The organism is Yeosuana sp., from assembly GCF_057126245.1.
The window spans coordinates 25,361-40,490 of record NZ_DBNGMQ010000100.1 but is presented as its reverse complement, the minus strand read 5'-3'; the positions used below and the strand labels follow the sequence as shown (position 1 = coordinate 40,490).

Genomic DNA, 15,130 nt, shown 5'->3' with positions numbered 1-15,130 from the left:
TGAGTGTTATTAGGTAATTATTAATTATATCCTGAATACAATTTTGTTATTTATTCTGGGTATAAGTTATACTTGTATTGGAAGATTCAATGTGGTTTTCCAATCCATATACAACTTTGTTGAAATGGTTTTGTAACTTTTCTAATGTTTCTTTCTTTTTAATATTTATTTTTCCGTTGTTTCTAAAAAGATCTTCATAGTTAATAGAAACATTTTCCCATCCTTCTGAGCTTAATGTTTCTGGAAAATGAACTTTAAAGTCATTAATTTCTATACAAATCTTATTATCAAGACATCGAAATACTAGTTCATACTTTACATCATAATCATTTTTAAAAAGATGACTATTATCCTTATATAAATGATCGACCGTAGAGACAAGAGTTATGAAATTGTTGCATTTTTGGTCTATGACAAGATTATCGTCAGAATTAAAGTTAACACTTAGCCAATCTTTAACTAATTCATAATTATCTTCGACCGATAAATTAGGAATTTCAATAAAAACTTCTTTGGGAGGAAAAACTGGTGATTCAGCGCTAACTACAAATCGATTTTGTGAAAATGTATAAATACTCATAAAAAGGGCCAAAATTGATAAAATGTGTTTCATAATAATAGTTTTAAAATGTAAGAGATATTTTGAAAATTAATTAGCATTGCTTAGGTGAATTATATAGTGTTAAAAGTCCCGAAATGAATTGAAATTAATACGAGTATTAACAGAAATAAAAATATTAAATCTAACTGATAATGAATATGTTATAAAACATATCTGAATATGTTATAAAAGCATATCTGAATATGTTATAAAACATTATCTTCACAAAAATTTGTAACTTAACGGCCTAAATTTTTGTAACTTAATGACTCATTAGTCATTATCGCTATTGAAAGTGCATTGCGTAAGAAGACCCATTTGTTAACCTTATTTTGTTTTGGGATAGTATTTTTAGAATTTAAATTTCCAACGATATGGATTCAATTTTTAATAAACTAAACATCAAATCTGAATGCGCGTCTTGTGATCTACAAAACTTATTTGTTTTCCGTCATTTAAATGTTGAGCAATTAAGTTGTTTATCCAACCAAAAGGATCAACTAAATTATGCACCAGGTGAGTTCATTTTCAAACAAGGTGCTTCCCCAAATGGGTTTATATGTTTAAAAAAAGGAAAGGTCAAAATCACTCAATTAGCTCATAATGGCAAAGAGCAGATTATTGATTTAAAATCACCACCAGACACTCTTGGAATTCGTGCTTTGTCCACCAGTTCTAGATATCAATCTTCGGCGGTCGCATTGGACCATGTCAGCATTTGTCTAATTTCCAGTAAAGAATTTTATCGATTATTGGATTCCTGTCCAAGTGTATATAAGGAGTTATTCAGCTATATAGGAGAGCGTTTGGTAAGAGCTGATCAAAGGCTGGTGACACTTACCCAAAAAACTCTCAGGGCGAGGTTGGCTGATTCCCTACTGATATTACAAGAAAACATAGGTGAAGATTTTGAAGGTAGCATTGATATACCCTTAAAGCGATCAGAAATTGCACAACTTTCAAATATGACCACTTCGAATGTCATTCGCACATTATCAGAATTTAAGCGTGATAAACTAATTGATTTAAAGGACAGAAAGATTAAAATAATTGACAAGAAGAACCTAATTAATATTAGTAATTTTGACAAGTTTTAAAATCATTTATAGATTAAGATTATCCTAATATTAAAATGTTCGATATTTTTTCTATTCGCTCTGCTTAACAAGACTCAGGTATATTTTGTATTTGAGTTTTTTATCTTCAAACGGGGTAATTGTGGACTAAATATAAAAACAAAACACCCTAACTAATTGATTACCTTTGTGGTCTTGTGTTTATTAATTTTTACAAATTTTTGTTGTCTAAATTGCGTAAAGCCAGGTCGAACAAATAAACTTCAAATATTGTATCGGCAAATAGTTAAAAATAATTGTTCCCTATTTACACAACGAATTGGTTAAATCTAATCCTAGATTACCTCTTGGAGGCACCAAAAATCGGGAATACGGACGTGAATTGGTAATAGATGAGATTATGGAATTTATCAATAGAAAAACCGTTTATGTTAAATTTTGGCTTTAACTATTATAAATTTTGAAATAAATAGAAATCTAAAACTAAACTATTATGTGTTTTAAAAACAAAACAAATAGTGTTGCCTCCATGTTTTGTCGAAGCTCTTACATTTAAAAAATCTTTATTAATTTTTTTATTCAGAAGTATAGATCAAATAGTACCACCCAATCGCTTAATTAATTGCGCTATTACCAAAGAACTAAATGAAAATATTAAAACTAGTAAAAGCTGATTAGGAGTCAATGGCGTTAATTTAAGTGCTTGAGATACTAAAGGTATTAAATAAGCCAAAAGAGTTAAACAAATACATATTACAATAGCTATCCAAACCCAAATATTGGTTGTAACCTCATTTTTAAAAAATGACAAACGACGTGCAGGCACATTAAAAACATTAAGTAATTGGGCACAAATAAGTGTGTAAAAAGCCATATTATTTATTTGTACGCTCGATAGTTTCAATACAAAATAAGAATAGGCAGTAATTCCAAGAATAGCGATACAGATTGTTAAACCATAAATTAACGTAGATTGCCATAGCCTTTTGGTCATTATGGGTTCTTTTGGGTTTTTTGGTGGCAATTCCATAATGTCCTTTTCACCTTTTCCTAAACCTAAAGCTAGAGCTGGGAAAATATCGGTTATCACATTTAAGAATAATATTTGCAATGGCAGTAGAGGAGAAGGCAGGTTTAAGATTGCTGCAACACCAACAGATAATATTTCGGCTAAATTACAAGATAAAAGATAGACTACAAATTGACGTATATTTTGGAAGATAACCCTTCCTTGTTGTATCGCCAATTCGATTGCAGTAAATTTATCGTCTAACAGGATAATATCTGCCGATTCGCGTGCGGCATCTGTACCTCGAATTCCCATAGCTATTCCTATATCAGCTTTTTGTAATGCAGGTACATCATTAATACCATCACCCAACATACCAACTATATTGTCGTTTTTCTGAAGAAATGTTACGATATCTATTTTTTGTTCCGGTGTAACCCTTGCAAAAACCGAAGCGTTGAGAAACTGTTTCTTTTCATTGTCATTCAAGGTTGCCATATCCCTAAAATCACTACCAAGTATAACCTTGCTTTGAGAATTACTTAATGTAAGCAATCCTATTTCCTGCGCTATTTTTTTTGCTGTTCCAGGATGGTCGCCCGTCATCATCACTACTTTTATACCTGCATTTTTATAACTATCTATACTGGATTTAACATCCTTTCTGGCAGGATCGATAAAACCGATAACACCAATATATATTAGCTGCTTACAAAAATTATCATTTTCGGGCTTTGTTTTGGTTTGTTTATAGGCAAAAGCTAACGTGCGTAAGCCTTGTAGTGCTAAATCGTCTACTTTCTCAAGCCATGATTTTTTATTTGTAAAAGGTTCCGGTTTTCCATTCTTTAATATATAATCACAATGCTCTACAATACTTTCAAAGGCACCCTTTGCATAAACAGAAAATCCATTTTTATTGGTATGTGCAGTGGCCATCATTTTGCGTGTGGTATTAAATGGCAGTTTTTTAACCACAGGATAGTCGTTTCTGATAGATTCGACATTGTAATCTGCTCGTTCGGCAAAATTTAATAACGCTACATCTATTGTATCTCCATATCTATTTTGCGATGTTAATTTAACATCATTACATACAATTCCACATAGTAACATCTGATTAAAATCCACTTTCTGTTTTAATCTTGAAAACAATTCCGCTTCTTTGGCAACGACATTCGAAAACAGATCATCCTCAAAAGCCAGTGTATGCACTTTCATTTTGTCTTCGGTAAGTGTTCCAGTTTTATCGGTGCAGATAATGTTGGTTGCTCCTAGGGTTTCTACATCATCTAATTTTTTTACGATGACTTTTTTTTTGGACAGTCTCAACATTCCGTGTGCTAATGCAATGGTTGCCACAATGGGGAGGCCTTCAGGAATTGTAGCTACTCCTAGAGCTATTCCCGTTTGAATCATTAACACCATGTCCTTTCCTCTAATATAACCACCAATGATTATAATCACTGCAAAAAGCAAGGTAAGCCAAATAAGGTGCTTACTTAATTTATTCAGCTTTTTGTCGAGTGGTGTGCGTTCCTGTTTTGAATCAATTGCCATTTGCTGGATGTTACCCAATTGTGTGTTCATGCCTGTTGCAACTGCAATGGCTCTTGCACTTCCGTTAAGAACTACAGTCCCTTTAAAAACCATGTTAACTTGCATGAATAGAGGAGTGTTTTTGGGTAATGGATTTAAATTTTTTTCTATAGGAGCGCTTTCGCCTGTTAATGCAGCTTCTTTTACAGTTAAGTTTTCAGACTCTATGAGCCTTGAGTCTGCGGTTATAACATCTCCTTTTTCGAATAGAATTATATCACCAGGTACTATTTTAGACTCCTTTATCTGTTGTATTTTACTATTTCTTAAAACCCGAACTTTTTTCTGTCTAATTTTTCGTAATGCCTCTAAAGAATGTAATGCTTGTAATTCCATAAAAAAGCCAATGCTTACTGTTATGAAAATAACAATAAGGATGGCAAATCCTTCTAACCAACTCTGAAATAAAAATGCCAAAAGTGTGGCAGCTAAAAGGATATAAATGATTGGATCGAGGAATTGGCTTATTAAAATTTTCCACTTATTTTGCTTTCCCTTTTTTAGGATTTCATTCTCTTTATATATTAAGAGCCGTTTGGCTACCTCCTTGTTAGTTAACCCTTTGTTTACGTCGGTTTCTAATTTTTTGGCAACACTTTGAAAAGTAAGTGAATATGGTTCTTGTATCATTTGGAAATCATGTCAATACCTATAAAACGGGTTTTTAAATTTCACTAAAGTCATTATTTAACATTTTGGTAATCATTCTATTTGTAACTAAAGTAGTGTAGAATAGGCAACTTAAAAATGATACAGGTCAGTCGGTTATATGTTTTTGTAAAACGAATGTAAATATGAGACACTACTACCATAATTTTGAAGCAGCAGAAAGCCGTTTAAACTCGCTACAGTAACCATCAAACAATAAGTTTTGTTTTAATATTTGGTTGAATTCATCTTTTGTAGGCGAAATTTTTATCTGCTTTATTTCATTGTTTTCTTTATAGGTTATTTCTTCTACATCTGTAATGCTTTCAAGTAATTGAAAGTTTTCCGGGATTTCTGCTTTAGCTATAGTTAGTATATGTTTTTGCTTCAGTGAAACGACCTTTACTTCCCAAGATCTGTCCTCCAGTTGCTTGTTTATGATCAGGTGTCCCTTAAACTGTTTTGCAATCTGTTTTTCTGAAATGTTAAATAACGTGTCCTTTAGGACTAATTGCGAAACTATGGAATCATTTTTTAGCTGTGCAGGAAACGATTGATTCATTTCTTTTGAAAATAACCTTCCGTTTTCAAAAAATAAATCTGAATTGGAATTGACATCAGATTTTGATAATGTTGTTTCAAATTCTACCTTTTTATAAATTGTATTCTTGTTTATGATTAGAGTCACACTATCTGTTTCGCACCAATATATGCCTTGGTACTGTCTTGGTATAGTAACTAATTGTTTTTTGCCTGCTGGCTGTGGTTCAGAAAAAACTACAGGAGGTTGACAAGCATTTATTATGATAATATTGAGAACGATTAGTATAATTTTTTGAAAGATTGCTGCAGGGTTTTTATTTCTTTTCATGGTGACGAGTTTAATAAGTTTGCATATCGTCTTTGCGGGTTTTTAGTTGTTTTTCAAGATCTCGCATTGTTTCTGAGACTGCAGCTTCAAAACTGTCTTCATCTGAAGAAGCAAATATTCTAGAACCTGGAACACTTAATTGTATTTCGCATATTTTCCCTTTGCCATAGGTATCTTTTTCCTCTTTAAAGAATACGTCACTTCTTATAATCCAGTGAAACTTTTTGCCGAGGCTTTCCAGTTTTTTTATGGCCAATAATCGCGAAGCTTCTCTTATTGGAGTTTGAATAAATTGAATGTTATATTTCATGCGTTTATATCTTTTATTAGATTAGTGCTTTATTAATATCTATACAGTGCGTTAATTTTTGAATAAGGATTTGGCATATCTTCTTTATCTAGTAAATAGACTTTTCCATCCTTTAAAAATGTTTTTATAGCGGCTATATTTAATAGTGAAACATGTGTTTTGTCTTGATTATCGCGTATTTCCACTTTATGCTTTTCAGCATCGTAAATACCAAATATATCTTCCCGGTTTTCTATAAAGAGCGTATCAATTTTGCCCTGAAATGATGCTGGTACAATCTGTTTAATATCTGATGATGTTCTGCCAGTACCTTCATATTGTTTAAATTGTTCAGTTTTTTCTTTTCGTGGTTCATCAAAATATGGTGCCATCATCTCCCACGCCATGTCATGCAGCAAAGATGTATTGGTTTCTTTCGAATCACTAGTAATATGGTTTTTTAAAAGGTGCTTATAGGTATTTACTTCTGCATAAATTGAAAATAAATAATCCTGACTTGCGATTACCATTGGTGATTTTTTATCATTAAGTTTAGCCTTAAGTCCTTTGTCTATGGCTCTGAAATGTCTTAATATTTCGTCTTTACGATCTCGATCAGATTCCGAGTGACCATGAAAGGCAGCTGCGCCATAACCTTCTTTTTGGGTCCTGAATTGAAGACTTTTTGCTTTATAATCATAACCTACACTTTCTTCTAAACGTGCTGGAATTAAATCATTGATTATAACTTCTGTAATGCTGTGTCTGGTCATTTCGTATAATTTTACTTCTTCCAACTCAAGGGTTAGAAGATAAAAAGATCCATCACCTACAAACATTGGCATTAGGGGTTTTAAGTAAAATGAGTTTGCAACGTTATTAAAGGCTTCAAAATTAATGGGGAGTGTATATTTTTTAAAGAGAGCATCAGCTAAAAAAATTGCTAATCCATCGGACTGTTTTCTCCAAAATCCAGTATTATCAATAAGTTCCTGGATTGGAAAAACAAGGTCATCAATTTCTTTTAAGCTTAATTTCTGTAACCTTAATTTATTTTTAACCTCTTTTAGTTCATTTTTTAAAGTTTTTGAATCCAGTTTTTGCATCACTTCTTTTCCTGCTCGATGTGTGGGAATGAATATTGAGATACAGAAAGCGCTATGAATATTAGATAGTTGTTTAATGTCCTGTTTTGTTATTATTGCCATTTGTTATAAATTTTGTTTATTATCCAAAATAAGAATTTTTGTTACTTTTTGAAATGACAAAGGTCAGCTGGCATTTTGTTTGTTTAAATAATTAAATAGATAGTATATGAAAACAACTATTCAATAGCTCGATAAAAGTTAAAACGTTCTATAGGATAATTGATCTGAGTTTAATAGCATATTATTATTAGTCAGATTGTTTTTACTGCATTCAGCTACTTTTCTTTTCTGGTGAAGAACTTCATTAAATTGCTCTTAGATAGAACCTGAAAGTATAGAATTTAGAGTAGAAGTGGATCGTCATAATAGGGTTAAAAAATAACTCACTATTGTAGATGAGCTAAAAAATAATCTTGGTAGACGTGTTGATAATTTAATTTGAAGTAGACAATTCATTTCTTCTTTTTAGGTTCAAATTTTAGTTTGTTTATAATAACTTACATAGTATTTTGTTCTTGATTATTGTTATGGATTATAATTAAACCAAATTTGTGCCACTTTTAAGGAAGATTTATAATTACAGCATAGTCACTTTATCCTACTAAAAGTAACTATGCAGCAGAAATTATACTTTTTAAAAAGCATGGTCGTTGTTATATGTCAAGTATAATTAATTATTTTTCTTAACAATAAAGATGACATTCTTTTGAAGGTTATTAAATCTTAAATTTAAGTTGATTCATTTTTTTGATGTTTTAAATTGTACTGTTTTCGGACTACAATAAACATCCACTATTTAAAGTTGCCTTAATTAAAATATATTTTAGAATTTCAGATTATATATTTTTATTATAAAAAGGCAACAGGGTTGATGTAAATTAGTTTTTCTTTTTTGATTCTATTAGTCCTGGATAAAAGTCCTTTAAAAAAATATTCCTTGAAGAATCCATTCTTTTAATCATTTCTTCTAATTCAGAATGGTGCATTTGCCAATTATTAAAAAAGTAATCTTCTCTAAAAAAATCCTTCATAAAAAGAGAATCATTTTTAGGAAAATATGCAAAGTCATCATGCCCTTGATAAGGTAAATTTTTATCAAAATATCCTTTAAAGGAATCCATAATACTATCTAAATTTACGCGAAGTGAGTCTCCTTTAATATTAGAATATGACCAAGAGTAAATAGAGTCATATTTAATGAGGTTTCCAAACTCATCGTATTCTTTATTTACGTCCCATTTTACCTTTGGTTTAACAATTAGGCTATCTTCTTTTTCATTTTCTATTGATTTTTTTTCTTTTTCTTGACTATTACATCCAATAATTAAAAACATCAATAAAAGGGTTATTAGCTTTTTCATTTCTATATGTATTTAAATTAAACAATTACTTAATATTTTTAGGCATCTAATTTCTTCTGCTTTTGTCATTAGTTCTCGTACTTAATTGTCTTCTATTTGAATTATTTTCTCTGTGGTATTTAGAAATATTTTCTCCCCTGTAGTCTTTTATGCGGACAAATTGGCTTTGCTTTAGGTTGATGAATCTATACCGCTGAGGTAAAACTTTAACAGTTATCCAAGCTCCATTATTTAAATAAATATAGTTTCCAAGTGACAGATCATAATAAATCATATACTCAGGAAAATAGACATATCTAATGGTTTCAACTCTGTTTGGATAAAACCAATAAGGAGGAGAGGTTTCTAGGTTGGAAGAAAAAACCACAGGCCCACAACTTTCTAAAATGAGCATAAATGCAACAAGTAGAATTAGTCGATGTTTTTTTCTTTTTGTCATCTGTTTCTATTTATTGTTAAATGATTAAATACATTCATTCTGGTAATAGATATTTTTAAATTCTATCACCTAAAACAGAATCTTAGATTATCATTTTAAATATGTAACCACAAAGAAAATGTTACAAAAATAAAATCGAAATGATATAGGTCATTTTGAAGGTTGATTATTTTAAATAGTTTTAAACTATATCAAAAATAAATTTGTTCAGCATCTAAAAAAAGTAATGTTGACAACTAATAATTTAAAGAAATGATAAAAGATTATTCAAAAAATTACCATGATATTACAAAATCAATAAGTGAATTGGGATTAAAGCTTCCTGAAGTAATGAGTAGTTTTAATACTCTTCATAATGTATGTATCGAAGATGGAGTGCTTTCTGCAAAAACAAAGGAGCTTATTGCTTTAGGAATAGCCATAACAGTGAGATGCGACGGATGTATTGCATTTCATGTGCACGATGCACTTAGTTCTGGAGCTACTACTCAAGAGATTATTGAAACTGTAGGAGTTGCAGTGCTTATGGGTGGAGGTCCAGCAGTTGTGTATGGTTCTGAAGCTTTGGAGGCTTTAGAACAATTTATAGTTTTGGAGAAAAATGAAACAAAAGCCCAATAAAAAAGATAAATATAAGCCATCAGGGAAAAAACCACCCAAATTACCATCCGGAGGGTCTGGTATCAGCTGGTTCTATATAATTATAACCGCACTATTTCTATTTTCATATATTTTTTTCAATCCCAGTTCTAATTTAAAGGAAATTGGCTGGAAAGAATTTAACAGTGGTATGTTAAGCCAACAGGATGTTGAAAAGATTGTGATTGTAAATAAGCAACTTGCAGAAATATATATTAAACCAGACCGACTTAAAGACTCAAAATACAAAGAATTTAAAAAAGATAAAATTGGGTTTAACTATAGACCACAATATTTAATCCAGATAGGTTCTGTTGATAGTTTTGAAAATAAACTAGAAAAGGCTCAGGAAAACCTTTCACCAGACGATAAAGTAACGGTTATTTACACTACGCGTACAAGCTTTACAGATTTGGTTCCCTGGTTATTACCTCTTTTATTGATTGTATTTTTCTGGGTCTATATATTTAGGAGAATGTCTTCACGAAGTGGTGCAAATCCGTTGTTTGATTTTGGAAAATCAACGGCTAAACTATCGGAAACCATCAAAAGGAGTAAGATTACTTTTAATGATGTTGCTGGCTTAAAGGAGGCTAAGACTGAAGTTATGGAAGTAGTTGACTTTCTTAAGAATCCTGAGCGATATACCAAACTCGGAGCAAAAATTCCAAAAGGAGTGATGCTTGTAGGACCTCCTGGAACCGGAAAGACACTCATGGCGAAAGCGGTAGCAGGAGAAGCCGGTGTTCCGTTTTTTTCCATGTCTGGTTCAGAGTTTGTTGAAATGTTTGTAGGGGTAGGAGCATCTCGTGTTAGGGATCTTTTTAAACGTGCTAAGGAAAAAGCTCCAAGCATCATTTTTATAGATGAAATAGACGCTGTAGGACGTTCCAGAGGTAAGGTAAATGCGTTTCAGGCAAACGATGAAAGGGAAAGCACATTAAATCAGTTACTAACGGAATTGGATGGTTTCGGTCCTAATACGGGCGTTATTGTATTGGCAGCTACCAACAGACCTGATATTTTAGACAGGGCATTATTGCGCCCTGGAAGATTTGACCGACATATTTATCTGGAATTACCAAATAAACAAGAACGAATCGAAATTTTTGGAGTCCATATACGCGGTCTTAAATTAGCAAAAAATGTTAATATAGATGTATTGTCTTCCTTAAGTCCGGGCTTTTCGGGAGCAGATATTGCTAACATTTGTAATGAGGCTGCATTGATAGCTGCTCGTAAAAAAAAGAAAGCCATTGAGCAGGAAGATTTTATAGAAGCCAGAGATCGTGTTGTAGGTGGACTGGAAAGAAAAAGCAAAATAATTTCTCCAAAGGAAAAGGAAATAGTTGCTTATCATGAAGCAGGTCACGCTGTTTCTAGCTGGTATTTAAAAAATGTAGATTCTCTGGTTAAGGTATCTATTATTCCAAGAGGTAAATCATTGGGATCTGCTTGGTATTTACCGGAAGAACGCCAGATTGTTACAAAAGGTCAATTTATCGACCAGATATGTGCTTCTTTAGGAGGGAGAGCAGCAGAAGAAATTATTTTTAATGAAATTTCTTCCGGTGCATTGGATGATTTGGAAAAAGTTACGAAACAGGCATATTCTATGGTAGTTTATTATGGGCTGGATACAGAGATTGGTCCCCTTAGTTTTTATGATTCGACGGGTCAGAACCAATCTATGTTAGGAAAACCCTATAGTGAGGATATGGCTCGTTTGATTGATAAGGAAGTTCAGGATTTAATATTGACCGCTTATGAAAGAACAAAAAATCTCTTAAAAAAACACAAATCAGAATTAGAAAAATTAGCACAGCTATTGTTAAAAAAGGAAACAGTAGAAAAAGAAGATCTCGAAACTATATTGGGAGAGCGAGGTTTAGAACTTTTTGAAGACAACGAAAAGAAAAATAAATTAAAAAAGAAGAAGATTAGTTAGGCGAGTAATATAAAATCAAACTGATATATGTCATTATCCTGATTTTTTTAATAAAATAAGAAATTATTTCGACAGCTATTAAAAGTGCTTTTCTATTAAACCAATTTTTAATAACTTTTTAATTATTTGCAGTTTGATAATGGAATGTTCACTGACCTAAATCATTTCTCCGCTCTTATGATTTTAATAATTTTAATATGGATTTAGATGTAGTTAAAGACGTTTTCAATCTTTCAAAACAAAATATATGAAAAACTTAAAACTTCTTTTTTTTGATTCTAGCAATGGTTTACTAAATTCTTGTGCATTTTTTAAAAACACACACAGACAATTATTAAAAGAAATTTAGAGTTAAAAGAAGCAATCTTAAATGCTAATCGGAATAATTTAAAGTCTGTTAAAAGTGATAATTTGCTTAAAGCGCCAATTTAAAACAAGCAAAAAATAGAGTCATTAAATTAGACAATCAGATAGCGTATTTTAATAGCATAAACGAATCTGTTATAGACCGTAATTAAGATGGATGAACTGAAATAATGATATTTCTAAAACGCAATCAGTTTTTTGAACTTTTAGAATCGCTTATTGCTGATATTGAGTCGTTAAAAGTGACGATTTAGAAATATTATTTAACTATGTTATAACTGAATATGAACATTATTTCCTGGAATGTTAATGGCTTAAGAGCTATTGTAAAAAAGAATTTTTTTGAGGATTTAAAAACAATGGATCCAGACATTCTGTGCATTCAAGAGACAAAAGCACAGGGTGATGAGGTGAATAATAGCTTATCTAAATTGTCCAATTATAATATCTATGTTAATTCGGCAGAGAAAAAGGGATATTCAGGAACTTCAATACTTTCTAAGATAGAACCTATTACTATAGTAAACGATATGGGTATTGATGAACATGATAAGGAGGGAAGGGTAATTTGTGCTGAATATCAAGCTTTTTATTTGGTTAATGTGTATGTCCCAAATTCTGGGCAGCAATTGGATAGGCTTGATTATCGAAAAAAATGGAATGTAGATTTTCTTAACTATTTAAAAAATCTTGAAAAGAAAAAACCGGTAATTATTGCTGGAGATTTTAATGTGGCTCATCAACCAATTGATCTTAAAAACGACAAAGCCAATTACAACAAAACGGCAGGTTATACTCAAATTGAAATTGATGGTATGTCAACCTTGATTCACTCAGGATTTATAGATGTATTCAGATATTTACATCCTAATGAAATAGCCTATACGTATTGGAGCTATCGTTTTAGAGCTAGGGAAAGAAATATAGGTTGGCGTATTGATTATTTTTTAATTAGTAACACGTTAAGGAATAAAGTAAAATCATCCAATATCCTGTCGCAGTATTATGGGTCTGACCATTGTCCTATTAATCTTGAAGTTAATTTATAAGTGATAGGTATCATTTTAAAAACGAGTTTGTATTACTAAATTGAAGTCTAAACGAAATAAGTTATGAAGAATAATAAGATGATTCTGCAATTAAAAAGCAAGGGAATAAAAACACCTTTATTACTAAATGCTTTTCAAGACATCCCTTTTTCTCAGTTTTTATTAAAAGATTTCAATACATCCTCATATCAAGAAACTGAAGATAGATCTAAACTTGAAACTATAGAAGCAAGGACTTTAGTGATTGCTAAAATGTTGGAGCAATTAAAAATTAAAGAAGGAGATAAAATTTTAACTATTGGTGTTGATTCTGTTTTTATTTTGGCTGCTCTCTCTAAAATATATAAAGAAGTTTATATGGTTGACGCTCATAAATTATATTCAGAGTGGGCTATAAAAGTATTGAAGAATATAGGGATTACTAATGTGTTCGCTAAAAGGAACAATCAAACTTTAGGTTGGAAGGAAAAAGCCCCATTTGATACTATTTTAATAGCTTCAGAGTTTTTGGAAGTACCAAAAGATTTAAAAGAGCAATTAAAGGTTGAAGGAAAATTACTAGTTCCAGTTGGTCCGGATTGGGTTCATTCTGTATTTGAAATTATACAAAGAGTTTCTGAAACCGATTTTAAAGTAGAAAAGTTAAGAGATAATTTTTTTATTCCTAATCCAGAAATTTTACCTGAAATAGCTTCAAAAGATTTTCCTGACAAAGAAATTATTAATGAAATTAAACTAAAAGCGATTGTTTTTAATGGTATTAACAAATTTCCTGTTGATGATCTTCTTGACAGAATTGGTGATGCACAGGTAGTTTTGCTAGGCGAAGCCTCTCACGGCACTTCAGAATTTTATTTATGTCGTCAGGAAATTACCAAAGTACTAATTGAAAAAAAAGGTTTTAATTTTGTTTGTGCCGAAGCCGACTGGAGTGATGCTCAACAAATAAATAGTTATGTGAAAGGTAATTATTCTCACAATCAATGGATGCCTTTTGCTCGTTTTCCAGAATGGATGTGGAAAAATAAAGAAGTATTAAACTTTGTTGAATGGTTGCGAGTTTATAATAAGCAACATGAAAATAAAGCTGGATTTTATGGACTGGATTTATATGGAATGGAGAATTCAATACGTTTAGTTATTGATTATTTAGAAAAAATTGATATCAATCTGGCTGATCTTGCAAAAGCACGATACGCTTGTATCATGCCTTACATGTCAGATCCCTCTAAATATGGGCAAATGGTATTGAGTAATAAGTTGATGAGTTGCGAGAAAGAGATTTTAAAAATGTTAATAGATTTACTTAAAAATAAAAGTAAATTAAATCATTCTCCTGAATATTTTTATGCATACCAAAATGCTAATGTTGTTGTAGATGCTGAACGCTATTATAAAGCCATGTATTATGGAAGCGCAGAATCATGGAATTTACGTGACTTTCATATGTTTCATACTTTAAAATCACTTTTGTCTTATTTTGGACCTCAAACTAAGGCAGTTGTTTGGGCTCACAATTCTCATATTGGTAACGCATTGGCAACAGAAATGTATTCAAGAGGAGAAATAAATATTGGTCATTTATGCAAAGAGCATTTTAGGGATAAGTCATATCATATAGGTTTTGGCACCCATAAAGGCACGGTTGCAGCAGCTCATAATTGGGGAGAAAAAATGAAAGTAATGCAAGTGAATCCTTCTTTGTTGGGTAGTTACGAAAACTTATGTAGCCAAACTCAAATAGCCAATTTCACCCTCCCATTAAGAGAAAATGATTCTGGAAAAAAATTAAGAAAATTATTGAATGCTCCAAAACTAGAACGGGCTATTGGTGTCATGTATAGACCAAAAACTGAACGCATGAGTCATTATTTTAAAGCTGTTTTGCCATCACAATTTGATGAGTATATTTGGTTCAATACATCACAGGCTGTTACACCTATTACTCATAAAAATGTAATTCCGAAACTTTTGGAAACTCATCCATTTGGTTAGGTTTATAAAACCCAATAGAGTTTACAAGTAAGGAATTATTAATCATAAATACATTGAGTAATCTTAATCGTTGCTAGTTTTTTAAGCATTCT

Annotated in this window: 12 protein-coding genes; 5 read left to right on the top strand and 7 right to left on the bottom strand. The window is 31.4% G+C overall.

Going from position 1 to position 15,130, the window contains the following annotated elements:
* Positions 1 to 46 precede the first annotated feature (46 nt).
* Complete coding sequence (locus AC15TD_RS13405; RefSeq protein WP_484452660.1) at positions 47 to 613, bottom strand: DUF4468 domain-containing protein; 567 nt, start codon at positions 611 to 613, stop codon at positions 47 to 49.
* Between the two features lie 362 nt (positions 614 to 975).
* On the opposite strand from AC15TD_RS13405, the gene AC15TD_RS13400 reads away from it, so the two are divergent.
* The gene (locus AC15TD_RS13400) at positions 976 to 1,698 is read left to right on the top strand and encodes a Crp/Fnr family transcriptional regulator (RefSeq protein WP_484452659.1); all 723 of its coding nucleotides are present in this window, start codon (positions 976 to 978) and stop codon (positions 1,696 to 1,698) included.
* 571 nt (positions 1,699 to 2,269) lie between these two features.
* On the opposite strand, the gene AC15TD_RS13395 is transcribed toward AC15TD_RS13400, so the two are convergent.
* The 6 genes from AC15TD_RS13395 to AC15TD_RS13370 form a co-directional block, all read right to left on the bottom strand.
* On the bottom strand, positions 2,270 to 4,915 hold the full coding sequence (locus tag AC15TD_RS13395; RefSeq protein WP_484452658.1) for a cation-translocating P-type ATPase: 2,646 nt from the start codon (positions 4,913 to 4,915) through the stop codon (positions 2,270 to 2,272).
* Between the two features lie 175 nt (positions 4,916 to 5,090).
* Positions 5,091 to 5,804 (bottom strand): hypothetical protein, encoded by a 714-nt coding sequence (locus AC15TD_RS13390; protein WP_484452657.1) that lies wholly within the window; start codon positions 5,802 to 5,804, stop codon positions 5,091 to 5,093.
* A 10-nt stretch (positions 5,805 to 5,814) separates the two neighbouring features.
* Complete coding sequence (locus AC15TD_RS13385) at positions 5,815 to 6,114, bottom strand: HPF/RaiA family ribosome-associated protein (protein WP_484452656.1); 300 nt, start codon at positions 6,112 to 6,114, stop codon at positions 5,815 to 5,817.
* A 32-nt stretch (positions 6,115 to 6,146) separates the two neighbouring features.
* Positions 6,147 to 7,301 carry a baeRF7 domain-containing protein gene (locus AC15TD_RS13380; RefSeq protein ID WP_484452655.1) on the bottom strand — a complete coding sequence of 385 codons (1,155 nt, stop codon included), beginning with the start codon at positions 7,299 to 7,301 and terminating at the stop codon, positions 6,147 to 6,149.
* A gap of 818 nt (positions 7,302 to 8,119) precedes the next feature.
* Positions 8,120 to 8,602: a hypothetical protein gene (locus AC15TD_RS13375; RefSeq protein ID WP_484452654.1), complete on the bottom strand. Its 483-nt coding sequence runs from the start codon at positions 8,600 to 8,602 to the stop codon at positions 8,120 to 8,122.
* 46 nt (positions 8,603 to 8,648) lie between these two features.
* On the bottom strand, positions 8,649 to 9,041 hold the full coding sequence (locus AC15TD_RS13370) for a hypothetical protein (protein WP_484452653.1): 393 nt from the start codon (positions 9,039 to 9,041) through the stop codon (positions 8,649 to 8,651).
* 306 nt (positions 9,042 to 9,347) lie between these two features.
* Here AC15TD_RS13370 and AC15TD_RS13365 point away from each other — a divergent pair, with 306 nt between their 5' ends.
* From AC15TD_RS13365 to AC15TD_RS13350, 4 genes are all read left to right on the top strand, one after another.
* On the top strand, positions 9,348 to 9,662 hold the full coding sequence (locus tag AC15TD_RS13365) for a carboxymuconolactone decarboxylase family protein (protein WP_484452652.1): 315 nt from the start codon (positions 9,348 to 9,350) through the stop codon (positions 9,660 to 9,662).
* Entirely contained in the window at positions 9,643 to 11,628 is a 1,986-nt protein-coding gene (gene ftsH / locus AC15TD_RS13360) for an ATP-dependent zinc metalloprotease FtsH (protein WP_484452651.1), read from the top strand. Before AC15TD_RS13365 ends, ftsH begins: the two co-directional genes overlap by 20 nt.
* 650 nt (positions 11,629 to 12,278) lie before the next feature.
* A complete protein-coding gene (locus AC15TD_RS13355) occupies positions 12,279 to 13,043 on the top strand; it encodes an exodeoxyribonuclease III (RefSeq protein ID WP_484452650.1) in 765 nt (254 codons plus the stop codon).
* A 63-nt stretch (positions 13,044 to 13,106) separates the two neighbouring features.
* Positions 13,107 to 15,038 carry an erythromycin esterase family protein gene (locus AC15TD_RS13350; RefSeq protein WP_484452649.1) on the top strand — a complete coding sequence of 644 codons (1,932 nt, stop codon included), beginning with the start codon at positions 13,107 to 13,109 and terminating at the stop codon, positions 15,036 to 15,038.
* The last annotated feature ends 92 nt before the right edge of the window (positions 15,039 to 15,130 follow it).

Coding starts and splice junctions, on each gene's coding strand:
- AC15TD_RS13405 (WP_484452660.1), bottom strand. CDS start 613: ATGAAACACATTTTATCAATTTTGGCCCTTTTTATGAGTATTTATACA.
- AC15TD_RS13400 (WP_484452659.1), top strand. CDS start 976: ATGGATTCAATTTTTAATAAACTAAACATCAAATCTGAATGCGCGTCT.
- AC15TD_RS13395 (WP_484452658.1), bottom strand. CDS start 4,915: ATGATACAAGAACCATATTCACTTACTTTTCAAAGTGTTGCCAAAAAA.
- AC15TD_RS13390 (WP_484452657.1), bottom strand. CDS start 5,804: ATGAAAAGAAATAAAAACCCTGCAGCAATCTTTCAAAAAATTATACTA.
- AC15TD_RS13385 (WP_484452656.1), bottom strand. CDS start 6,114: ATGAAATATAACATTCAATTTATTCAAACTCCAATAAGAGAAGCTTCG.
- AC15TD_RS13380 (WP_484452655.1), bottom strand. CDS start 7,301: ATGGCAATAATAACAAAACAGGACATTAAACAACTATCTAATATTCAT.
- AC15TD_RS13375 (WP_484452654.1), bottom strand. CDS start 8,602: ATGAAAAAGCTAATAACCCTTTTATTGATGTTTTTAATTATTGGATGT.
- AC15TD_RS13370 (WP_484452653.1), bottom strand. CDS start 9,041: ATGACAAAAAGAAAAAAACATCGACTAATTCTACTTGTTGCATTTATG.
- ftsH (WP_484452651.1), top strand. CDS start 9,643: ATGAAACAAAAGCCCAATAAAAAAGATAAATATAAGCCATCAGGGAAA.
- AC15TD_RS13355 (WP_484452650.1), top strand. CDS start 12,279: ATGAACATTATTTCCTGGAATGTTAATGGCTTAAGAGCTATTGTAAAA.
- AC15TD_RS13350 (WP_484452649.1), top strand. CDS start 13,107: ATGAAGAATAATAAGATGATTCTGCAATTAAAAAGCAAGGGAATAAAA.